Source organism: Roseateles sp. GW821-FHT09H11 (assembly GCF_059415845.1).
Window position 1 is genome coordinate 635,725 of sequence record NZ_JBWKOA010000001.1, and the last position, 21,636, is coordinate 657,360.

Below are 21,636 nucleotides of genomic sequence, written 5' to 3' on the forward strand. Positions count from 1 at the left end.
GACGCCGGGACGTCAGTGGGATGGCAACTTGGGAGGCAACTGCCACGGCGCGACCACCCCCATCCGTTCGAGCATCAGCTTGTCCAAGGCCCGCAGGATCTCCGGCTTGAAGACCTTGCCGCCCAGGTGGGCGCCCAGCGAGCGGTAGCTCTCCCACTGCGCCTCGTCGAAGAACTGGTCCGCCGTCGGCTCCTGCGGGAAGGTGCCGTGCTCGACGGCGTACTGGCGGACGTCCTCGTTGGCATCCCAGGGCACGTTGGGCTTGATGACGATGATCTGCGTGCAGGGCATCGTCTCGCCCCGGCGGGTGGCCCACAGCAGCAGCGCGGTGGGCGTCGCGCGAGGCGTCACGGCCGGTGTGTCGTCGCAAGGCGCCATGCGCTTGAACGCGGCCGGCCCGGCGAAGACCTGACCCAGCTCGCCGGTGAAATCGGTCTGCACGTCGACCTCCACCTGGAGATCGATCCGCGCCAGCCGCATCAGGTTGGCGAGGTCCTCGAACCGGTAGAGCGGATCGGCACCGCTGTCGGTGGCAAAGATCCGCAGCACCTGGCGCTCCGGACGCAGCAGTTCGTAGAGGCCGGTGTTCTCGAAGTGGCCGCCGTCGGACAGGTACTGCAGCACGCGTGCCGTGCCGAAGAATCGGGCGCGGAATTCGTAGGACAGGTAGGTCTGGGTCCGGAACAGCGCGCCCACCGCGCGACGCAGATGGTCGCCGATGCCGTGCACGTTCTGCCGTTCCAGGCCGGAGCCCCACCAGGTGCCGAGCCGCACGTTGGCCGCGCCCATCAGCAACGACATGCCCAGCGAGGTCCCGCGGCCGATGCCGGTGCTGAAGGCGGCGCCCGAGGTGCCGATCCAATGGCCGATCGACATCTGGCCGCTCGCGCCGATGTTCTTCCAGGTCTGCTTCGGGAACGGGGTGATCGGGTGGGTGTCGAGCTGGAAGCCATGCGGCATCACCGCCATCGGCTGGCCCTTGCGGTCGCGCTGCACCAGTTGCTCCGCCGGATCGACCGTCTTGTTGACGGTCACGTTGATGAGGTGCAGCGGCGCGAACGTGGTCAGCACCTTCTTCCCGCCATCGGTCCGCCGTCCGTAGTAGTCGGAAGGGGTCAGGTTGTCCCCGGCCAAGGGTTCCGAGGCGCTGCGCGCGGCCTTGTCGGCCGTCCTGAAACGCTGACCGTTCGAGGCGCCCAGGTAGGCGCGCGTGAGACGCGAGCTGTAGAAGGCCTGCAGCGACGAGAGGTTGATGAAGCCGGCGAACTGGCCGGTGGCGACGGACAGGACCCCGCTGAGCAGCAGCAGGTACATCAGCGTCGTCAGTTGCTTGTCATCGAGGAAGAGCGGCCCGATGTCGGGCGCCTTTCCGTCCCACACGATCGCGTTGACCACCACGCTCCACAGCGCACCGACCAGCACGAAGATCAGGATGCCGGCGAGGCCCGCGAGCGTGTGGAACGGGATCCGGGACAACCATCCCGGCAGGCCGCCGTCCTTGGACGCGGCGCGCTGGGCGAGCCACACCAGCACGGCTGCCAGACCGGCGGGCGTCAGGATCGGCCCCGCGTGATTCTGCGCCGAGGCCAGCAGGTACACGGTCTGCCCCAGCGTGTCGATCACGGCCAGAGCGACGATCACCACCGTCGCCACCAGGACCGCGGCCAGCATCCGGGTCAGCTGGACGCGCTGCGCGGACGCGGAGCGGTTCCAGCACGCAAGGAGGACGTACACGACGTTGGCTGCCGCAATCTCCGCCGCGATGACCAGCAGCAGCAACTGCCGGTGCCACGGCACCGGGTCGGGCTCCGCCAACCGGAAGTTCTCGATCGGGCTGTTCCTGAAGGACAGGAAGGCGATGCCGACCAGGAACGCGATGATGCCCAGGCTGCCCAGCATGGCGCGGTTGATAGGCCAGCTCTTCCCGTCCAGGCGCTCGCTGACGAGCCAGAACGCGATTCCCAGCGGCACGCCGGCCAGCATGACCGGCGCGACGCTCAGCGGGAACAGGGGGCTCCACCAGATCCGACCGATCAGGGAGCCGCCCGCGCCGAGCGACGCGAGCGCCGCGGTCAACGCGTCGAACTCCCAGTCCATCACCGGGTTCCAGGCCAGGGCCAACGCGATCCTCACCGCGCCGATGGCCGCCATCAAAGCCAGCAGCACCACGCCGATCACGTAATGGACGGCCAGCCAGTTGCGGATGCCGAGGGCCGCCGCGTAGAAGGCGTCACCAGTGCCTGTGGGAATCAGGTAGCGCCCGTTCTCGCGCAGCCAGGCCTTGGGAGCGCGCAGGATCTCGTCGCCCGCTTCGTAGTCGGTGTCGGAACGGATGCGACCCGGCGCCCCCGATCGCAGCACCTCGACGGCATCGTCGGCCGCCTTCGCGGCCTGTTGCGCGGTGATCCGGCGCTCGGGCCGGCGATTCGTCATCGCCGAGACGAAGCGATGAAACCAGGAGCCGACCTCCGGTGCCGGACCGGGCTCCGGCGACGGTGGCGCAGGCCGCAGTCGGCCGGGCTGGAACAGGCTGCAGAGGAACGCGCCGACGTAACCGCCGCCGCTCACGGTCGACAGGTAGTCGAACCGGGACAGGAACGAGGCCCGGAACGTGCTTCCCGGCGTCGGCGCGGCCGGCGGCGCGGGCATCGCTCCCGGCACCGGAGCCGGCACCTTCATCCTCGCCAGCGCCTCCAGCACGCCGAGCGCGAACGTGGCACTGCGGATGCCACCGCCCGAGATGGCGAGGGCCAGGTGTTGCCCACCGGTGCCGCCGTTGCCGCCGGGATCGATCTCCTTGCGTCTGTCCGAGAGGAGATCCGCCTCCGGTCGAAGCGTTTCCGGCTCCTTGATCTCGTTCATCGTCGTGCCTCCCGGATCGTGCCCGCGCGCACCAGTGCTCGGCGTGGGTGATGCTAGGCAGCCGCGTCGATGCGGGCATCGTCAGAACTGATGAGGCCCTCCTCCTGGGATCCTCCGAAGAGGTAGAGCCCCACGCAACCCTCGTTGCATCTCTGCAAGCATTGCAACCGGGGCGTCGCATCGGCGCCCGCACGACGCACCTCGACACAGCGCCCGGTCCCGCGTCCCTACAGTGCCTCCACCTCGACGCCCTGATGGCGCCGCTGCTGGAGAACTCCCGTGACCTTGTCCCGTCGTACCTTCCTGGGCACCGCCGCCGCCGGCGTCGCCGCTTCCACGCTGCCCTTGTCCAGCGCCATCGCCGCCAGCCCGGTCGGCGACGTGGTCGGCAAGATCACCGTGGGCTACCAGGGCTGGTTCGCCTGCGCCGGCGACAACGCGCCGATCAACGGCTGGTGGCACTGGGCCCAGGACTGGAGCCGCACGCCCTCTCCCACCAACCGCGCCATCATCTCGTGGCCCGACGTGCGCGAGTACGCCTCCGGCTACCCCACCGCCTTCGCGGCGCTCGGCAACGGCGCGCCAGCGACGCTGTTCTCGTCCTACGACCAGTCCACCGTCGACACGCACTTCCGCTGGATGCAGCAGAACGGCTGCGACACCGCCGCGCTGCAACGCTTCAACCCCAACGGCGGTGAAGGCGCGACCCGCGACGCCATGGCGCTGAAGGTGCGCAGCGCCGCCGAGTCCTACGGCCGCAAGTTCTACGTCATGTACGACGTGAGCGGCTGGCGCAACATGCAGCCCGAGATCAAGGCGGACTGGCTCAACAAGATGTCGGCGCTGGTGGCCTCGTCGGCCTATGCGCGGCAGAACGGCAAGCCGGTGGTGGGCATCTGGGGCTTCGGCTTCAACGACGACAACCATCCCTGGTCCGCCGCCGCCTGCCTGGACGTCATCAACTGGTTCAAGGGCCAGGGCTGCTACGTGATGGGCGGCGTGCCGACCTACTGGCGCGAAGGCAAGAACGATTCGCGCGCCGGCTACCTGGACGTCTACCACGCGCTGAACATGATCTCGCCGTGGATGGTCGGCCGCATCGGCGACGCCGCGGGGTCCGACTGGTTCTACCAGAACGTCAACCTCCCCGACCAGGCCGACTGTAATGCGCGCGGCATCGACTACCAGCCCTGCGTGCTGCCCGGCGACCTGAGCGTGCGCCAGCGCGCGCATGGCGACTTCATGTGGCGCCAGTTCTACAACATGGTCCGGGTCGGCGCGCAGGGGATCTACATCTCGATGTTCGACGAGTTCAACGAGGGCAACCAGATCGCCAAGACCGCCGAGACCGCGGCCTTCGTGCCGGCCGGCTCCGGCATCCTGGCGCTGGACGAGGACGGCACGGCCTGCTCGTCCGACTACTACCTGCGCCTGACCAACGACGGCGGCCGGATGCTGAAGGGGCAACTGCCGCTGACGCCGACGCGGCCGACGCCGCCGGTGGTCGGCACCACGACGCCGACGACGCAAGTCGTGACCCTGCGTGCGCGCGTCAACAACCGCTACGTGACGGCCGAGAACGCCGGCGGCGCGCCGCTGATCGCCAACCGCGACGCCATCGGCGGCTGGGAGCAGTTCGACCTGCTGGACGCCGGCAACGGCAACATCGCGCTGCGCGCGCGGGCCAACGGCCGGCTGGTCTGCGCCGAGAACGGCGGCGGCTCCGCGCTGATCGCCAACCGGACCGCGATCGGGCCGTGGGAATCGTTCAAGCTGATCCGCAACGCGAATGGCTCGGTGACGCTGCAGTCGATCGCCAACAACCGATATGTGACGGCGGAGAACGCCGGCGCCGCCTCGCTCATCGCCAACCGCACGGCGATCGGGCCGTGGGAGCAGTTCGACCTGATCACGGCGGGGCGTTGAACGTGGCCGGCCCGGCGTTCAGCCCATGCGCAGACGCCGCGAGAACTCCATGTAGAGGATGACGCGATCGGTCGGCGACTCGTTGAGCACGAAGTGGTCCAGCGAGCCGTCGAAGATCAGCGGCTGGCCGCTGACGAACTGGCGGAACTCGCCTGCCACGTTCAGATAGGCGTAGTTGCGGTGGGTCGCGGTCACCAGCGGCAGGTGCAATTGCAGCAGCTGCTCCTCGCCGATCTCCGGATGCGTGTGGACCGGCAGCATCGCGCCGGCATTGAGCTGGGCAAACGCAGCGACCTTGATGAGGCCGCCCAGCGAGCCCAGCATCGCCATCGTCCGCGCAAGTACCGGGTCGACGCACGGCACCGGCGCCCCGAAGCCCATCAGGGCGTACTGCAGCCAATCCGGGTTGCCGCCGCCCGGGCCCCAGCCCTCCATCCAGCCGAACGCGTGCCCGGCCGCCAGATAGCCTTCCAGGTCGCGCAGGACCTCCTCATGGCGCTTTCCGTGCCGGTTCATGGCCATCACCGGGGCGCGCAGCCGGAGGAATTCGTCGCGGATCGTCTCCCATTGCCCGCACAGGATCCGCAGCTGCGGGAAGTCGTCGATGTCGTGGAATGTCGTCTTCATGGTCCGTGCGTAGTGCGGACGATGGGTCCATGTGTTCTCCCAAGTTGATGCCAGTCGCCCACCGTCGCAGCGACATGCATCGACGACTGCATCCGTCCGGCCGTCGGCTCCGTAAGTCCTTCATCGAGACCGACATCCACCACCCGGTGGGAGCCAAGGACACGCATGAGCCGCATCGACGACCCCCTCTCCAGCCGCACCGGGGCAGGCCTCCCGATCTCCCCCTCGCGCCGCGTTGCCGTGCACCGCCGGCCCGGGTACCGCCTCCCGCCCCTGAGCCTGCTGGCGAAGTTCAACCTGATCTTCCTGGCGGTGTTCCTGGTCGGGTTGGCGGCCACGGGCTTCCTGGCGCGGCGATGGCTGCAGGACGGCGCGCAGGAGCAGGTCGCCGACCGCGCCCGGCTGCTGATGCGCAGCGCTGGCGCCGTCAACCAGTACACCGCGGACCACATCCGTCCGCTGCTGGAAGGCCAGTTGCGCGAGCGCTTCGTGCCCGAGGCCGTCCCCGCGTTCTCCGCGCACGAGGTGCTGGCCACGCTGTCCAAGGCCTATGAGGACTACAGCTACAAGGCGGCCATGCTCAATCCCACCAACCCGCGCAACCGGGCGGTGAGCTGGGAGGAGGACGTGATCTCGCAGTTCGCGCGCCGGCCCGCGCTGACGGAGTTCATCGGACGCCGCGAGACGCCCAGCGGCGAGGCGCTCTACATCGCGCGGCCGATCCGGATCGGCAACGCGGCCTGCCTCGGCTGCCATGCGTCGCCGCAGACCGCGCCGCCGACGCTGGTGGCGCGCTATGGTCCTTCCAACGGCTTCGGCTGGCGGCTCAACGAGACGCTGGGCGCCGAGGTCGTGAGCGTGCCCATGACGCTGCCGCTGAAGCAGGCGTCGCAGACCTTCTGGCTGGTGATGGGCGCGCTGACGGCGGCCTTCCTGGTCATGGGCGCGGCGCTCAACCTGATGCTCTGGTACCTGGTGATCCGGCCGGTGACGAGCCTGGCGGGCATCGCCGATCGAGTCTCGCTGGGCGAGGACGCACCGCCCTTCGAGGCCGGCTCGAATGATGAGATCGGCGTGCTGACCGTGTCCTTCGCGCGCATGCGCCGCAGCCTCGATCAGGCGATGGCGATGCTGGAGGGCCGCGCATGACCGACACGAAGACCCCTGGCGATGCCGCCTTCCACGCCGACCCCGTGAGCGACCCCGCGGGCGGCCCGGCCCGCATCGGCAAGTACCTCCTCCGAGGCCGGCTCGGGGAAGGCGCGATGGGCGTCGTCTACCGCGCCTTCGATCCGCACATCCAGCGCGAGGTGGCCATCAAGGTCCTGCGTCGCCAGTTCGAGGACGTCATCGGCGAGACGGCTCCCGAAGACTCGATCACCGCGCGCTTCCGCAACGAGGCGCGCGCGGTCGGGCGCATCGCCCATCCCGGGGTCGTGACCATCTACGACTTCGGCGAGGTGACGGAGGCGTCGTCTTCACCTCCGAACTCGGGCTCGGGTGCCGATGCCGGCACCAGCGCCCTCGCCAGTGCGGGCGGCTTCGCCTTCCTCGTCATGGAGCTGGTCGACGGCCGCGGGCTCGATCAGATGATCAAGATCGCGAGGCCGCCACTGGCCTGGTCGCTCGACGTGATGGACCAGTTGCTGGATGCGCTCGGCTGCGCGCACGACCGTGGCGTCTGGCACCGCGACATCAAGCCCGGCAACCTGCTCATCACGCGCGACAACCGGGTGAAGCTGACCGACTTCGGCATCGCGCGCATCGCCGACCGGCACCTCACGCAGGTCGCCTCGCAGATCGGAACGCCGGGCTACATGGCGCCGGAGCAGTACCTTGGCGGTCCGATCGACCACCGCGCCGACCTCTTCGCCTGCGGCGTGCTGCTGTACCGGCTGACGACGGGACGCTCGCCCTTCAGCGGCGCGCCCGAGGCGGTGATGTACCAGACGCTGCATCAGGAACCCGCGGCGCCGAGCGCGCTGCGGCCGGGCGAACTGCCGACGGCGCTCGATGCCGTCGTGCGACGCGCGATGGCCCGGGATCCGCGCCATCGCTTCGCCGACGCGGCGGCCATGCGCGCGGCGCTCGCGGACATCGCAGCGGCCGGCGGCCCGGCGGCGGGGTTGGCCGACAGCTTTGGCGATCGCACGGTGGTCCAGCCTCGCCACGATTCGGCTGCAAATCCGATCACAACGTCGACGAGAGGGGCCGGCGCAGGATCGAGTGCAGGGCGCGGTCTGGATGCGGCCCTCGTCTCCCAGGTCGAGCGCGCCCTCGCAACGCACATCGGACCGTTGGCCAGGCACCTCGTCTCGCGCGACCTCGCGCAGAGCGCCAGCGTCGAAGCACTCTCGCGATCCCTCGCGCGCCACATCGCCGATGCGCCGGAGCGGGAGCAGTTCATCGCGACCGCTGCCGCGCTGGCAGCCACGGCCGCCGCCGGCAAGGCGCCATGAGGCGCATGACACGGCATGACGCCTCGTGATTTGAGATACTGTATGCATCAACAGTGATCAAGCCTGACCCCATCCCGTGCCCTACACCGTCGCCGTCCGCGAGCTCTGCGAGTTCACCGCCAAGCAAGGCGACCTGGACCTGCGCTTCACGCCCGCGCCCACGGCGCAGGAAGGCATCGCCGGACATGCGCTCGTGTATGAGCGCCGGGGACCCAGCTACCGACGGGAACTGACGCTCAGCGGCGAGTTCGGCGAACTCCGCGTGCGAGGTCGCGCCGACGGCTTCGATCCTGATCGTCGACGCCTCGAGGAGATCAAGACCTTCCGCGGCAGCCTCGATCGCCAGCGGCCCACGCACCGCCGACTGCACTGGGCCCAGGCCAAGGTCTATGCCTGGCTGCTGTGCCAGGCCGAAGCACTGCCGGACATCGAGGTCGCGCTCGTCTACCTCGACCTCGGCAGCCAGGAGGAGACGCTCCTGACCGAACGCTGCAGCGCGGAGGAACTGCGCGCGCACTTCGAGTCCCTGTGCGAGCGATTCCTCGCGTGGGCGGTTCTCGAGCTCGCGCACCGGCAGCAACGCGACGCGGCGCTCCAGTCGCTGCAGTTCCCGTTCGGGGACTTCCGCGTCGGACAACGGCCGCTGGCCGAGGCGGTCTATCGCGCCGCCGCGACGGGCCGCTGCCTGCTCGCGCAGGCGCCGACCGGCATCGGCAAGACGATGGGCACGATCTTCCCGTTGCTGAAGGCCGCGCCCGGGCAGCGCATCGACAAGATCTTCTTCCTGGCGGCGAAGACCTCGGGACGGCAGACCGCGCTGGATGCGGTCGAGCGGCTGGTAGAGCGGCGGATCGAGCGCGACGACGCCTCGAAGCCATCGGTGCCGCTGCGCGTGCTCGAACTCGTGGCTCGCGACAAGTCCTGCGAGCACCCGGACAAGGCCTGCAACGGCGAGTCCTGTCCCCTCGCCAAAGGCTTCTACGACCGCCTGCCCGCCGCCCGTTCGGCCGCGCTGCAGGTCGACCAGGCGACCGGCCATGACGCCGGCGTCGCACTGACGCGGACCGCCGTGCGCGAAGCGGCCTTGGCACACGACGTCTGCCCGTACTACCTGAGCCAGGAACTGGCGCGCTGGGCCGACGTGGTGGTCGGCGACTACAACTACTACTTCGACCACGGCGCCCTGCTGTACGGACTGACGCAGGTGAACCAATGGCGCATCGGCCTGCTCGTCGACGAGGCGCACAACCTCGTCGAACGCGGCCGCAAGATGTTCAGCGCGACGCTGTCGCCGGAGCGGCTGTTCCAGGCGCGACGGTCGTCCGGCGCGACGGCGTCGCCGCTCGTGCGCAAGGCGCTCGACAAGGTGCGCCGCAGTTGGCGCGCGATCGACAAGGCGCAGGCCGAGCCCTATGCGGCCTACGAGGCCTTCCCCGAAGCCTTGCTGAGCGCGCTCCAGCACAGCATCGGCGTGGTCTCGGAACACCTGGCCGCCCATCCCGACGAGGTCGATCCCGCGCTGCTCGATTTCCATTTCGAGGCGCTGCACGTGACCCGCGCGGTGGAGTCCTTCGGGCCGCACTCGCTGGTGGACGTCCAGAAACCGGCGGGCTTCGGCGCCAAGCCGGGTCCGTCGGTCATCTGCATCCGCAACATCGTCCCCGCGCCGTTCCTGAAGCCGCGGCTGGCGGCCGCCCACACGAGCACGCTGTTCTCCGCCACGCTGCAGCCGCAGGCCTTCCACGCGGACCTGCTCGGACTGCCGGAGAACCACGTGAGCATCGAGGTGCCCTCGCCCTTCGACGCGCGCCAGCTGCAGGTGCACGTGGCCTCGCACATCTCGACGCGCTACCAGCATCGGCGCGCCTCGCTGCAGCCGATCGCCGACCTGATCGCGGCGCAGTACCGCGTCGCGCCCGGCAACTACCTGGCCTTCCTCAGCAGCTACGACTACCTGGAACAGGTGGCGGAGCTGCTCGGCGACCGCCACCCCGACGTGCCGCAATGGCGCCAGTCGCGCCGCATGAGCGAAGGCGAACAGCGCCAGTTCCTCGATCGCTTCACCGATGAGGGGCGCGGTGTCGGCTTCGCGGTGCTGGGCGGCGCGTTCGCGGAAGGCGTCGACCTGCCGGGGCGCCGGCTCATCGGCGCCTTCCTGTCGACGCTCGGCCTGCCGCAGGTCAACGCGGTCAACGAGCAGATCCGCGCGCGCATGGAGAAGCTCTTCGGCGCGGGCTACGACTACACCTACCTCTACCCCGGCTTGCAGAAAGTCGTGCAGGCGGCCGGCCGGGTGATCCGCACGACCGAGGACCGCGGCGTGGTCCACCTGATCGACGACCGCTTCGCGCGGGCGGAGGTGCAGCGGCTGTTGCCGGCGTGGTGGGCTCAGCCAGGGACAGCAAGACACGCCAGGGAGTGAGGCAGGCCCCATGCTTGCCAAGGGGAGGCTGACATGACCTCCCCCCGCGTCTATCGCTGCACCTGCGGCCACCGCCTCTACTTCCGCAACAGCGCCTGCCTGATGTGCAAGGCGCCGCTCGGCTTCCTCCCCGACGACCTGGTGCTGCACGCGCTGCTGCCCGGCCCGGCCACCGCGACCTGGCAAATCGAGGGCGTGGACGGCGTCTTCACCCGCTGCGCCAACTTCCACACCGCCGCCGGCTGCAACTGGCTGCTCCCGCTGGATGACCGGCGCAAGGGCCCGTTGTGCGTTGCCTGCGCGCTGAACCGCACCATTCCGAACCTATCGGATCCCATCAACGCCGAACTCTGGGGACGCATGGAGCGCGCCAAGCGGCGGCTGGTCTCGCAGCTCCTCGGGCTGCGCCTGCCGGTGGTGCCGAAATTCGAGGCACCGGACCGCGGGCTCGCCTTCGACTTCCTGCGCACCCTGCCCGGCCAGCCGCGCGTGATGACGGGACACGCCTGGGGCGTCATCACCATCAACATCGAGGAGGCCGACGACGCCAAGCGCGAAGCCGCCCGGCAGCGCATGGGCGAGTCCTACCGGACGCTGCTCGGGCATTTCCGCCACGAGATCGGTCATTACTACTGGGACCGGCTGGTCTCGGGCACGTCCTGGCACGAGCCTTTCCGCGTCCTGTTCGGCAACGAACGCCAGCCCTACACCGACGCGCTTCAGCGTCATCACCGCACCGGCCCGCCGCCGGACTGGTCGCAGCGCTTCATCACCTCGTACGCCAGCGCGCATCCGTGGGAGGATTGGGCGGAGACCTGGGCGCACTACCTGCACCTGCGCGACACCATCGATACCGCCGGCAGCTTCAAGCTGCTGAGCACCGTCGACGAGATGCGACCCTGGCCCTACGGACTCGACGACCTCTGGTCGCCGGGCCACGCCACCGGACCCGACTTCCTGCGCCTGCTGCGCGACTGGCTCGCCATCACCAGCGTGATGAACGAGATGTCCCGCGCGATGGGCCAGCCCGACTTCTACCCCTTCGTGCTGCAACGCCGGGTCGTCCCGAAGCTGCACTTCATCCATTGCGTCGTCGAGAACGGCAGGACCCCATGATTCGCCTCGATCTCCACTTCGAACTGGACTACCGGATCGACTCGCCGCATGGCGACTTCGTGTTCAACATCCAGCCGGCGCACACGGCGGCGCAACACGTCCTGCAGGAGAGCGTCGTCCTGACGCCGGAGGTGCCGTGGCGCTCGGAGACGGTCGCCAGCACGCGCAACCGCCTGCTGCGCCTGCGCGCGCCGCAGGGCGATCTCCACCTGACCTACACGGCCAGCGTCACGATCGAGCACGGCATCAGCGAACCGGCCTTCATCGACGAATGCCCGATCGATCAGTTGCCCGTCGAGCTGCTGTCCTACTTGGCGCCCAGCCGCTATTGCGAATCCGATCGCCTCATCCCCTGGGCCGAGGCCGAGTTCGGTCATCTGCCCTCGGGATACGCGCGCGCCGCCGCGATCGCGGCGTGGGTGCAGCGGCACATCGCGTATTCCTCGTACGGATCGACCACGCAGACCACCGCGCTCGACACGCTGACGGACCGGGTCGGCGTCTGCCGCGACCAGGCGCACGTGATGATCGCGCTCTGCCGGGCGCTCTCGCTGCCGGCGCGTTACGTGACCGGCACCGACTACGGCGCCGACCCGACCAAGGCGCCGGACTTCCACGCCTACGTGGAGGTCTACCTCGGCCGGCGCTGGTACACCTTCGATGCGTCGGGCACCGGCATCCCGATGGGCTTCGTGCGCATCGGCACCGGACGCGATGCGGCGGACGTGCCGTTCGCCACCTTGTACGGCCAGGTCCAGGCGCCGTTCGCGCCGCTGGTGCGCGCGAGCGCGTGCGAAGGGCCGGGGCTGCGGCTGCCCGTTCACGTGAGCAGCGCCTTGTCCACCGATGGCGATTCAGCGGGCTGTCATCTCGCGCCCGCCGCCGCGTGATCGCCTGCGGCCGGCCGCCGTTTCCGCGCGGGTGTCACGCCTCGTTCGCCGCGCCCGCGGACGCCAGGAAGCTCGATCGCACCGCATGCGGCGTGCTGCCCGTCCAGCCTTGAAACGCACGGATGAAGGAGTTGGGATCCTCGAAGCCCAGCAGGAAGGCGATCTCCGCGCCGGACAGCGAGGAGTTCTGAAGGTAGTGGTGGGCCAGCGCGCTGCGCAAGCCGTCCAGGGTCTGCTGGAAGCTGCTGCCCTCCTCTTGGAGTCGCCGTTGCAACGTGCGGCTGCTGACCCCCAACTTGCGACAGATCGCCTGCATCGACAACTCCCCGGCGGGCAGCGCCTCGAGCAGCGCACTGCGCACCCGCTCCGCGGTGGTGGCGTGCCGGTCCAGATCGGCGAGGCGTTGCCGCAAGGCGGGCTCGAAGAAGGACCACATGCCGTGATTGGCGGTCAGGAATGGACGTCGCGCGTCCTCTGCCGAGAACACGACCGTGGGCATCGGTGTTCTTTCGACCGGGACGCCGAAGTAGTCCGCGTAGGCCAGCGCCTCCGGTGCCGACTGCGGCGGCTGGGGCCATCCCACCCTCACCACGTGCATCGGACTCCGAGTGGCCAGTCGCGCCAGTTGGACGAGGAAAACAATCTTGAAGGCCATCAGCACGGGCGGGGGCGCCAAGGCGCGGTCCAGGAACTCCAGCGCCACCGTCGTGCGACGCTCGGTGCGCTCGACATGCAACGCCATGGGGCCACTCAGGCGCTTGTACTTGGCCAGGCGTGCGAGTGCGCCATCCATGTCGTCGCTGCACAGCGCCACGAAGAGTTCAGGCTCGAACCAGTCGGACGACATCCTCTGCGCCAGGCGCAAGGGCACGGGCAGTTGCCCGGCAGTCGCCTCTGCCTCGATCGCCGCCCATAGCTTGAAGTAGGTCTGGGAGTCGAGGCGCGTGCTCGCGCGCCCGAACAGATCGCCAGGCAACTGGGCCCGGCGCAATACGTTGGCGCCATTGACACCCGCGTCGTGCATCAGCAGCAGCCAGCCCGGCCAGATCGCAAAGGTGCCTGCGTGCGCCAAGCGGCCCCCTGGCAGCTTGGGGGCGACGGCGTTGTCGTCTTTCATGACTTCAGTTTACGAGCGGCCTTCGCCGGGCACACCAGCGGAACGCGCCAAGCTGCGCGGTCTTGCTGGCGGGTTTCGCATGTCGATTGGCGCGATGAGCGAGTGCGCTGGCGCCGATGCCTGGGCACAGTGGCCCTGTTCCTTGAACCCGTCCCCGGGCCCGTCGCCCGGCCACCCCACCGCTGGCAGAAGCCGACGGCTCGGCAGCAAGAAAGCAAAGACCATGAAAAAGACCGTTTTGATCACCGGCGCCTCGTCCGGCTTCGGCCTGATGCTCGCGACACGCCTGCAGCAACAGGGCTTCGAGGTGATCGGCACCAGCCGCGATCCGGAGAAGGCGGCCAAACTGCCGTTCAAACTGCTGCGGCTGGACATCGACGATGACGCGTCCATCGAGGCCTTCACGCGCGAGTTGTTCCGGCACGCCCCGCGGGTGGACGTGCTCGTGAACAACGCCGGCTACATGGTGACCGGCCTGGCTGAAGAGACGCCCTTGGCGCTTGGACGCCAGCAGTTCGAGACGAACTTCTGGGGCACGGTCAAGGTGACCAACGCCTTGCTCCCGCACTTCAGGGCGCAGAAGTCAGGCCAGATCATCACCGTCAGTTCCATCGTGGGACTGATCGGTCCGCCGAATCTGTCTTACTACACCGCCTCCAAACATGCGGTGCAGGGCTATTTCAAATCCCTTCGCTTTGAACTGGACCAGTTCAACATCAAGGTCAGCATGGTCGAGCCTGTGTGGTTCAAGACCAATCTGAGTCACAACGCCGTCGCGGCCAAGGCCGGCAGGATTGCGGACTACGACGACTATCGCAAGCAGGCGAACGCCGCCACGCAAAACGGCATCGACGAAGCGCAGTCGCCCGCCCCCGTCGTCGCGACCATCGAAAGGCTGATCAAGACCCGGCACCCGAAGTTCAGCAACCCGGTCGGCAAGATGACGGGAATGATTCTCTTCCTGCAAAGCTACATGCCGAAGATGTTCGAGAGCGAGATTCACAAGAGTGTCCGCACGGCTTGATCGGGACCACGATGAAGTACTACCTCTGCAAATTCATTCCGCCACGCAAGGATTTCCTCGCCACGATGTCGGACGTCGAGAAGGATCTGATGAAGCGTCACGGCGCTTATCTGAACCGTCTGTTGGCGGAGGGATTGATCGTTGCGCACGGCCCGGTCATGGATCCGGCCGGCGGCTACGGCGTCTCGCTCTTCCGGATTGCCGACGAGCAGACCATTGAGGCCCTCACTGCCGAAGATCCCATCGTCAAGAACGGCGTGGGCCACTATGAGCACCACGTGATGCTCAGTCTGGCGATGGGCGCCTGAGCCTTCATCGCCATCGAACACACGGACCCAAGCGCGGCGCAGGCGCGCCGTCGTGTGCCATGCTGCCACGTGATCGTCGCGCGCCGTCGCGCCATGGCGCGCGGCGGCGCCGCTGACCGCAGTTCGCACCGTGACAGGCAAGGCCTGGATCCCGGCCTTGTCCATTTCGTCTGATCGTATACGATAGACGAATGCTCCCCTGGATCACCGACACCTCCCCCGACCTGCTCGCCGATGTGCGGGACACGTCGCTCGCCAAGCTCGTCCGCGACGAGGTGCTGAACGCCATCCTCCGCGGCGACCTGCCGCCGGGGCAGCGCATCAACGAACCGGATGTCGCGGCGCGCCTGCGCGTCTCCCGCGTCCCCGTGCGCGAGGCGCTGCGCGAGCTCGAAAGCACCGGTCTGGTCGCCGCGCGCAAGCACGCCGGCGTCTTCGTGCGGGTGCTCGATCCCAAGGAAGTCGCCAACCTCTACGAGCTGCGCAGCCTGCTGGACGGCCACGCCGGCCGCCGCGCCGCGGCGCTCGACCGCCCCCGGCGCGACGCGCTCGTGAAGCGGCTCGTGACGCTCGGCCGCGAGATGAAGGCGAATGCGCGCCGCCGCGACGTGCAGGCCTATTACGCCGCCAACCTGGCCTTCCACTGGGCCATCGTCGAGGCCACCGACAACGAGCCCCTGACGCGCACCTACCAGGGCATCGTCCAGCAGCTGCACCTGTCGCGGCTGCGGAACCTGTCGCGCGACGTGGGCATGAAGGTCTCGATCCTGGAGCACGACCAGATCGTCGCCGCGCTCGACGACGGCGACGCCGCGCTGTGTCAGCGGCTGCAGGAACACCACGTCAACGCGGCGCATGGCCGGCTGCTGGAGACGGAAGGAAAGAGCGAGGACGCCAGCGGGAGCGACAGCAAGAGCTAGCAAAGGCTGGCCGGAGCCGGCAAGACCTGGCGCCAGCATCCATCAAAGCAAGAACGAGGGCCATCACAAGAGCCCCGCCTTACCGCGCTTCACCCCGGAGACAAACCGATGACCAACCGACGATCCGTGCTGATCGCCGCCCCCGCGTTGCTGCTCACCGCAGGACGCTCGTGGGCGGCGGACAGCTTCCCCAGCAAGCCGATCCGCTACATCGTGCCCGTGGCCGCGGGCGGCGGCAGCGACTTCATCGGCCGCGCCGTCTGCGACCGCTGGGGCCATGCGCTGAACCAGACCTTCGTGGTCGACAACATCGGCGGCGGCGGCGGCGTGATCGCCACGCAGGCCACGGCCAAGGCGCCGCCCGACGGCTATACGCTGATGCAGGGCTACGTGGCCACGCACGGCACCAGCCCCGCCACGCGCAAGCTGCCCTACGACGCGGTCAAGGACTTCAGCCCCATCGGCATGATCGGCGGCACGCCCAACGTGCTGGTCGTCAACAGCGCGGTGCCGGTCAACGACCTCAAGGGTTTCATCGAGTACGCCCGCAAGAACCCCGGCAAGCTGAGCTACGGCTCCTCGGGCGTGGGCTCGCTCACGCAGCTCGTGATGGAGCTGTTCAAGCAGCAGTCCGGCGTGTTCATGCTGCACGTGCCCTATCGCGGCATCTCGCCCGCCTTCACCGACCTGATGGGCGGCCAGACCCACGCGATGTTCCCGGGACTGGCCGCGGCGCTGCCGCACATCCGCTCCGGCCGCGTGAAGCCGCTGGCGGTGACCGGCACCGCGCGCAACCCGACGCTCAAGGACGTGCCCACGCTGATCGAGGCCGGCTTCAAGGGCTTCGACGCGATGCAGTGGTACGGCGTCGTCGGGCCAGCGGGCATCCCCGCGCCGCTGGTCAAGCAGCTCAACGCGACGCTGAACACGGTGCTCAAGGCGCCGGACATGCGCGACAAGCTGGCCGCCGAGGCCGTCGATCCGACGGCCATGAGCCCCGAACAGTTCGGGCATCACATCCAGGCCGAGGTGGCCCGTTGGACCGCGCTGGCGCGCGACCGGAAGATCCAGGTCGACGACTGAGACACCCGATGAACAGACGACTCGAAGCCGACCGGACCACCGACCAGACTGCCGGCCGGACCACCGACTGAAGAGCCCCCCGACACACGACTGAAGGACGATTGAACCCCATGGCACGCAATACCCAGGTCGCCGCCGACCACAACGCCCCGCCCATCACCCAGATCCTCGCCCGCTACGTGGCCACGCATCCGTCGCGCGGCTGGAGCGACGCGGTGGACCACGAGGCCCACCGCACGTTCATGAACTGGGCGGGCTGCGCCGTCGGCGCCGCCGGTCACGAGGCGATGCACGCGGCGCTCGCCGCCGTGCAGATGCTGCAGCCCTCCGCGCAGGCGAGCATCCTCGGCCGCGCCGAGAAGGTCGACATGGCCGGCGCGGCGCTGCTCAACGGCATCAGCTCGCACACCTTCGACTTCGACGACACCCACCTGAAGACCATCATCCATCCGGCGGGCCCGGTGGCCTCGGCGGCGCTGGCGCTGGCCGAGCACCTGGGCCTGTCCGGCCGGCAGCTGATCGACGCGATGGTCCTGGGGATCGACGTGTCCTGCCGCATGGGCAACCTCGTCTACCCCGAGCACTACGACCGCGGCTGGCACATCACCGGCTCCACCGGCACGTTGGGCGCCGCGGCGGCCTGCGCGCGGCTGCTGGCCCTGGACGAGCACCAGACCCAGATGGCGCTGGGCATCGCCGCCTCGCAGCCCGTGGGCCTGCGCGAGCAGTTCGGGACCATGACCAAGCCCTTCCACCCGGGCGGCGCGGCGCGCGCCGGGCTGCTGTCGGCGCTGCTGGCCAAGCACGGCTTCACCGCCAGCCCGCGCGCGCTCGAGGCGCCTCGCGGCTTCGCGCAGGTGGTCTCGACGAAGTACGCCTGGAACGAAGCCACCGACGAGCTCGGCGAGCGCTTCGAGATCTCCTTCAACACCTACAAGCCCTTCGCCTGCGGCATCGTCATCCATCCGAGCATCGACGCCGCCGTGCAGCTGCGCGAACAGGGCGTGCGGCCCGAGGACGTCGAGCGCATCGAGCTCAAGGTGCACTCGCTCGTGCTGGAGCTCACCGGGAAGAAGGAGCCGGCGGACGGCTTGCAGGGCAAGTTCAGCGTCTATCACGGCGTGTCGGCCGGACTGATCTTCGGCCGCGCCGGCGAGCCCGAGTACGACGATGCGATCGTCAACCGCGAGGACGTCGTGGCGCTGCGCCGCAAGGTGGTGGCGACGGTGGACGACGGCATCGACGAAGCCTCGGTCGACATGACGGCGGTGTTGCGCGGCGGCCGCCGCGTCCACGTGTTCGTCGAGCATGCGATCGGCTCGCTGCACAAGCCGATGAGCGACGCGGCGCTGGACGCGAAGTTCCACTCGCAGTCGGATGTCGTCATCGGCGCCGCGCGCAGCGACGCGCTGATCGCGGCCTGCTGGCGGCTCGGCGAGCTGGCCGACGTGCGCGAGCTGACCGCGCTGGCGCGGCCTTGACGCCGCGGCGCCCCAGTCACCACACGAATCACCGCACGAATCACGACACGAGTCACATGACCGGCGACGACACGATGCGCGGCTACTGCCTCCAGCACCGGGACGGCCACGCGGAGCTGCTGCTCCGCGACGACCTGCCCCGCCCTTCCCCCGGTCCCGGTCAACTGCTCGTCCGCGTCCGCGCGGCGGGCTTGAACCGCGGTGAGTTCCTGGCCGGCCATGGCCTTCACGGCGCCGGCGGCGCGCCGAAGCCGGTGGGCGCGGAAGCGGCCGGCGACGTGGTTGCCGTCGGTGACGGCGTCCAAGGCTGGCGACTCGGCGATCGCGCGATGGGCCGATGTGCCGGCGGCTTCGCCGACTTCGCGCTGATCAGCGAGGCGGAGGCGCTGCATGTGCCCGAGGCCCTCGATTGGACCGAGGCGGGTGCGATCCCGCTGACCTTCCTCGTCGTCTACGACATGCTCGTGGTCCAGGGTCGGCTGAAGGCGGGCGAGACCCTGCTCGTGGCGGGCGGCAGTTCCGGTGTCGGCGTCGCGGCGTTGTCCGCGGCCAAGGCCATCGGCGCGCGCGTGATCGCCACCTCGGGCAGCGCGGCCAAGCTGGCGCGGCTGATGACGCTGGGATTGGATCTCGGCCTCGAGACCCGCGCGCCGGACTTCGCGGCCGCGGTGCGCGAGGCCACCGACGGTCGTGGCGCGGACCTCGCGATCGACACCGTCGGCGGCAGCGTGTTCGCCGAATGCGTGCGGGCGCTGGGCTTTCAGGGTCGTCTCGCGATGGTGGGCTATGTGGATGGCGTGCTCCAGGCCGAGCTCGATCTCGAAGCGCTGCATGCGCGGCGTCTCCATCTCTTCGGCGTCTCGAACAAACTCCGCACACCGCAGCAGCGCGCGGAACCGGTGCCCGGCTTCCGGACCGACTGGCTGCCGCTGTTCGCCGACGGCCGCCTGCGGCCGGTGGTGGACCGCGTCTTCCGCTTCGAGGACCTGGCGCAGGCCAAGGCCTCGATGGAGCAGGCCCAGCACCTCGGCAAGATCGTGCTGGCGGGCAGCGAGGACTGATCAACCCCAAGGACATCGACATGAACGTTCAACGTCGTGAACTCTGCGCGGCAGGCGCCGCCACGCTGCTGCTGAGCGCCTGCGCCTCCGCGCCGGCCGGATCGACGGCCGGGTCGACGGCCGGGTCCACCGATGGATCGAGGGCCACAGCCACGGGCGGATCGGACATCGGCTCGGCCGCCTCGGCCGATGCCCGGGCGGCCGCGACCGAACTGACCGGCACCGGCAAGCTCCGCGCCGCGATCAACCTCGGCAATCCCATCCTGGCCAGCCGTGGCCCGGACGGCGAGCTGCGCGGCGTGTCGGTCGACCTCGCGCGCGAGGCGGCCCGACGACTGGGCGTGAACATCGAGCTCGTCGCCTTCAACGCGGCGGGTAAGGTCGTCGAAGCGATCAAGGACAGGCAGGTGGATCTCGCCTTCGTCGCGATCGATCCGCTGCGCGGCGCCGACACCGACTACACGGCGCCCTACGTGATCATCGAGGGCGCCTACCTGGTCCGCAACGACTCGCCGCTGCAGCGCAACGAGGACGTCGACCGCGCGGGTCGGCGCATCGTCGTCGGCCGCGGCAGCGCCTACGACCTCTACCTGACCCGCGAGATCAAGTCCGCCACGCTGGTGCGCGCGCCGACCTCGCCCGCGGTGACCGACCTGTTCATCGCCGACCAGCTCGACGTGGCCGCCGGCGTGCGTCAGCAGCTGGAAGCCGACGCGCGCCGCGTGGGCGGCGTGCGGCTGCTGCCGGGCCGTTTCATGGTGATCGAGCAGGCGATGGGCGTGCCCAAGGGACGCATCGCGGCGCAGCGCTGGCTCGGCGCGTTCGTCGAGGAGATGAAGGCCTCCTGCTTCGTGGCCGAGGCGCTGCGCCGCCACGGCATCGAAGGCGCGCTGGTGGCGCCGACTCGCTGATCAAGGCGGCACTTCAGAATTCGATCCTGATCACCTCGCAGAGCTGCCCGCCGATCAGGTCCTGCGTCGAGTGAAGATGGGTGTCGTGGGCAAGCTGATCGACGAGCCTCTTCCTCGGCACCTCGGTCTTCTTGGCTGCGTCGCCGTGCTTGCCGGACATTGTCGACAGCACCGCCGTCATCCGATCCTTCCTCGCGACGCCGCCCCGCTTCTTGAAGCCCTTCCATAGCGTCTGGGGTGTCGCATTCGTGCTGCCGTGGTGACCGACCTTGTAGACGTCGACCTCCTCCAGCAGTCGTCTCACGTCAGGCTGCTTCAGTGCATAGGTCCAGTTCTCGATCTGCGCGTCGCCCGGGAACAGCAGGCGCTTGCCGCCGACCTCGATCAGCAGGATCAAGCTGGTGTTGTTCATGGCCTTGTCCAGCATCGTCACGATGCCCAGCATCTGCGCGCCGCGCGCCTCCTGGATGCGTCTGGCGGCCCAGCGGATCTCCCGCGGCAACTTGCCTTGATTCTTGAACCTGAACTTCTCGGAAAAGGGGGACGCAGCTTGGGTTCCGGCCTTGGTCGCACGCTTGCCCCCGCCCGCTTCTGCGTTGCTCACCTTCGCCGCGGCTTGCCCGCTGTCGAACGCTCGGACACGGAACTTCCAGAACTCGTCATCGTCCGAAGAGCGTTGCTTCTGGACCTCCGGGCTCTGCTTCACCGTAGGCGGCCCCAGCACATGGGTCTTCACGCCGGGCAGCAGCCTCCTGAACGGATCGGGCGTGCCGAAGTGGGCATAGACAGCCCGCCCCGCTTCGCCCATTTGCGCCAGGTTTTCCACCGCAGGCAAGTTCTTCGTGTTGTCCCGGCCCAGGAAATCCAGCCGCTCGACCACGCCGACGGGCAGACCTTTGATGCCTGACGCCCCTTTTTCGCTATTCGCCGCCTGCGCCGTCATGCCGGCCACCCGCTGGGCGAGCTCGTTCATCGACTGCAGCGCGCGGAACGCCCGTTGATTGTCGGCGTCCGCGGACACGCCTTGCCGCGGTGCCGTGGCGTTCTCGTCCAGGGACAGATCTTCGGTCCAGGGTTGCAGGACCATCTTCGGCTTCAGATCCCGGATGACGTCGCCAGGACCGCTTCCGTCAGCTTTCGTCGCGAACCCGCTGATGTGATCCGCGTGGCGGTGCGTCGCCACGACCGCCATCAACGTACCGCCGTCGCACTTCTGCGCGATGTCCCTGGCGATCGCAAGCATGTGCGAGCCAGTGTCCTCCTCCCGCGTCCCGGTCGTTCCGAAGTCGATCAGCACATGACGCCTTCGCGCGCTAATGCTTCTTCCGTAGACGAATTCGAGCAGGAAACAATCGCCGAAACCCACCTGATACACATACAGGTTGAGGTGGGTCGGCGCCTTGTCCTTGTCAACGGTCTTGGCCATCTG

17 protein-coding genes are annotated in these 21,636 nt (G+C 68.9%); 13 read left to right on the plus strand and 4 right to left on the minus strand.

Annotation, left to right across the window (positions count from 1 at the left end):
* Positions 1–12: 12 nt before the first annotated feature.
* Positions 13–2,862, minus strand: coding sequence for a hypothetical protein (locus AC07PR_RS02425; RefSeq protein WP_495134282.1), 2,850 nt, complete (start codon positions 2,860–2,862; stop codon positions 13–15).
* Between the two features lie 279 nt (positions 2,863–3,141).
* Here AC07PR_RS02425 and AC07PR_RS02430 point away from each other — a divergent pair, with 279 nt between their 5' ends.
* Positions 3,142–4,788, plus strand: a complete 1,647-nt coding sequence (locus AC07PR_RS02430; RefSeq protein ID WP_495134283.1) for a lectin — start codon at positions 3,142–3,144, stop codon at positions 4,786–4,788.
* Positions 4,789–4,806: 18 nt separating this feature from the next.
* On the opposite strand, the gene AC07PR_RS02435 is transcribed toward AC07PR_RS02430, so the two are convergent.
* Entirely contained in the window at positions 4,807–5,415 is a 609-nt protein-coding gene (locus AC07PR_RS02435) for an aspartyl/asparaginyl beta-hydroxylase domain-containing protein (RefSeq protein ID WP_495134284.1), read from the minus strand.
* Between the two features lie 165 nt (positions 5,416–5,580).
* Between AC07PR_RS02435 and AC07PR_RS02440 the strand changes: the two genes are divergently transcribed.
* From AC07PR_RS02440 to AC07PR_RS02460, 5 genes are all read left to right on the plus strand, one after another.
* Entirely contained in the window at positions 5,581–6,564 is a 984-nt protein-coding gene (locus AC07PR_RS02440) for a Tll0287-like domain-containing protein (protein ID WP_495134285.1), read from the plus strand.
* On the plus strand, positions 6,561–7,874 hold the full coding sequence (locus AC07PR_RS02445; protein ID WP_495134286.1) for a serine/threonine-protein kinase: 1,314 nt from the start codon (positions 6,561–6,563) through the stop codon (positions 7,872–7,874). Before AC07PR_RS02440 ends, AC07PR_RS02445 begins: the two co-directional genes overlap by 4 nt.
* 76 nt (positions 7,875–7,950) lie before the next feature.
* Positions 7,951–10,296 (plus strand): helicase C-terminal domain-containing protein, encoded by a 2,346-nt coding sequence (locus AC07PR_RS02450; RefSeq protein ID WP_495134287.1) that lies wholly within the window; start codon positions 7,951–7,953, stop codon positions 10,294–10,296.
* Between the two features lie 33 nt (positions 10,297–10,329).
* Entirely contained in the window at positions 10,330–11,412 is a 1,083-nt protein-coding gene (locus AC07PR_RS02455; RefSeq protein ID WP_377155101.1) for a zinc-binding metallopeptidase family protein, read from the plus strand.
* The gene (locus AC07PR_RS02460) at positions 11,409–12,302 is read left to right on the plus strand and encodes a transglutaminase-like domain-containing protein (RefSeq protein ID WP_431103553.1); all 894 of its coding nucleotides are present in this window, start codon (positions 11,409–11,411) and stop codon (positions 12,300–12,302) included. Before AC07PR_RS02455 ends, AC07PR_RS02460 begins: the two co-directional genes overlap by 4 nt.
* Before the next feature lie 34 nt (positions 12,303–12,336).
* Here the strand turns inward: AC07PR_RS02460 and AC07PR_RS02465 are convergent, their stop codons facing one another.
* A complete protein-coding gene (locus tag AC07PR_RS02465) occupies positions 12,337–13,419 on the minus strand; it encodes a helix-turn-helix domain-containing protein (protein ID WP_495134288.1) in 1,083 nt (360 codons plus the stop codon).
* Here AC07PR_RS02465 and AC07PR_RS02470 point away from each other — a divergent pair.
* The 7 genes from AC07PR_RS02470 (at position 13,418) to AC07PR_RS02500 (ending at position 20,207) form a co-directional block, all read left to right on the plus strand.
* The gene (locus AC07PR_RS02470) at positions 13,418–14,443 is read left to right on the plus strand and encodes an SDR family NAD(P)-dependent oxidoreductase (protein WP_495134289.1); all 1,026 of its coding nucleotides are present in this window, start codon (positions 13,418–13,420) and stop codon (positions 14,441–14,443) included. The two genes, AC07PR_RS02465 and AC07PR_RS02470, sit on opposite strands and share 2 nt — an antisense overlap.
* Before the next feature lie 11 nt (positions 14,444–14,454).
* Positions 14,455–14,751, plus strand: a complete 297-nt coding sequence (locus AC07PR_RS02475) for a YciI family protein (RefSeq protein ID WP_495134290.1) — start codon at positions 14,455–14,457, stop codon at positions 14,749–14,751.
* Between the two features lie 191 nt (positions 14,752–14,942).
* Positions 14,943–15,671 carry a GntR family transcriptional regulator gene (locus AC07PR_RS02480; protein WP_483106383.1) on the plus strand — a complete coding sequence of 243 codons (729 nt, stop codon included), beginning with the start codon at positions 14,943–14,945 and terminating at the stop codon, positions 15,669–15,671.
* 108 nt (positions 15,672–15,779) lie between these two features.
* Positions 15,780–16,754, plus strand: a complete 975-nt coding sequence (locus AC07PR_RS02485; RefSeq protein WP_483106382.1) for a Bug family tripartite tricarboxylate transporter substrate binding protein — start codon at positions 15,780–15,782, stop codon at positions 16,752–16,754.
* A gap of 110 nt (positions 16,755–16,864) precedes the next feature.
* Complete coding sequence (locus AC07PR_RS02490) at positions 16,865–18,235, plus strand: MmgE/PrpD family protein (RefSeq protein ID WP_495134291.1); 1,371 nt, start codon at positions 16,865–16,867, stop codon at positions 18,233–18,235.
* Between the two features lie 56 nt (positions 18,236–18,291).
* Positions 18,292–19,296 (plus strand): zinc-binding dehydrogenase, encoded by a 1,005-nt coding sequence (locus AC07PR_RS02495; protein WP_495134292.1) that lies wholly within the window; start codon positions 18,292–18,294, stop codon positions 19,294–19,296.
* Positions 19,297–19,316: 20 nt separating this feature from the next.
* Positions 19,317–20,207, plus strand: a complete 891-nt coding sequence (locus AC07PR_RS02500; RefSeq protein ID WP_495134293.1) for an ABC transporter substrate-binding protein — start codon at positions 19,317–19,319, stop codon at positions 20,205–20,207.
* 13 nt (positions 20,208–20,220) lie between these two features.
* Here the strand turns inward: AC07PR_RS02500 and AC07PR_RS02505 are convergent, their stop codons facing one another.
* On the minus strand, positions 20,221–21,633 hold the full coding sequence (locus AC07PR_RS02505; protein WP_495134294.1) for an MBL fold metallo-hydrolase: 1,413 nt from the start codon (positions 21,631–21,633) through the stop codon (positions 20,221–20,223).
* Positions 21,634–21,636 lie beyond the last annotated feature (3 nt).

Coding starts and splice junctions, on each gene's coding strand:
- AC07PR_RS02425 (WP_495134282.1), bottom strand. CDS start 2,862: ATGAACGAGATCAAGGAGCCGGAAACGCTTCGACCGGAGGCGGATCTC.
- AC07PR_RS02435 (WP_495134284.1), bottom strand. CDS start 5,415: ATGAAGACGACATTCCACGACATCGACGACTTCCCGCAGCTGCGGATC.
- AC07PR_RS02440 (WP_495134285.1), top strand. CDS start 5,581: ATGAGCCGCATCGACGACCCCCTCTCCAGCCGCACCGGGGCAGGCCTC.
- AC07PR_RS02445 (WP_495134286.1), top strand. CDS start 6,561: ATGACCGACACGAAGACCCCTGGCGATGCCGCCTTCCACGCCGACCCC.
- AC07PR_RS02455 (WP_377155101.1), top strand. CDS start 10,330: ATGACCTCCCCCCGCGTCTATCGCTGCACCTGCGGCCACCGCCTCTAC.
- AC07PR_RS02460 (WP_431103553.1), top strand. CDS start 11,409: ATGATTCGCCTCGATCTCCACTTCGAACTGGACTACCGGATCGACTCG.
- AC07PR_RS02470 (WP_495134289.1), top strand. CDS start 13,418: ATGACTTCAGTTTACGAGCGGCCTTCGCCGGGCACACCAGCGGAACGC.
- AC07PR_RS02465 (WP_495134288.1), bottom strand. CDS start 13,419: ATGAAAGACGACAACGCCGTCGCCCCCAAGCTGCCAGGGGGCCGCTTG.
- AC07PR_RS02475 (WP_495134290.1), top strand. CDS start 14,455: ATGAAGTACTACCTCTGCAAATTCATTCCGCCACGCAAGGATTTCCTC.
- AC07PR_RS02480 (WP_483106383.1), top strand. CDS start 14,943: ATGCTCCCCTGGATCACCGACACCTCCCCCGACCTGCTCGCCGATGTG.
- AC07PR_RS02485 (WP_483106382.1), top strand. CDS start 15,780: ATGACCAACCGACGATCCGTGCTGATCGCCGCCCCCGCGTTGCTGCTC.
- AC07PR_RS02490 (WP_495134291.1), top strand. CDS start 16,865: ATGGCACGCAATACCCAGGTCGCCGCCGACCACAACGCCCCGCCCATC.
- AC07PR_RS02495 (WP_495134292.1), top strand. CDS start 18,292: ATGACCGGCGACGACACGATGCGCGGCTACTGCCTCCAGCACCGGGAC.
- AC07PR_RS02500 (WP_495134293.1), top strand. CDS start 19,317: ATGAACGTTCAACGTCGTGAACTCTGCGCGGCAGGCGCCGCCACGCTG.
- AC07PR_RS02505 (WP_495134294.1), bottom strand. CDS start 21,633: ATGGCCAAGACCGTTGACAAGGACAAGGCGCCGACCCACCTCAACCTG.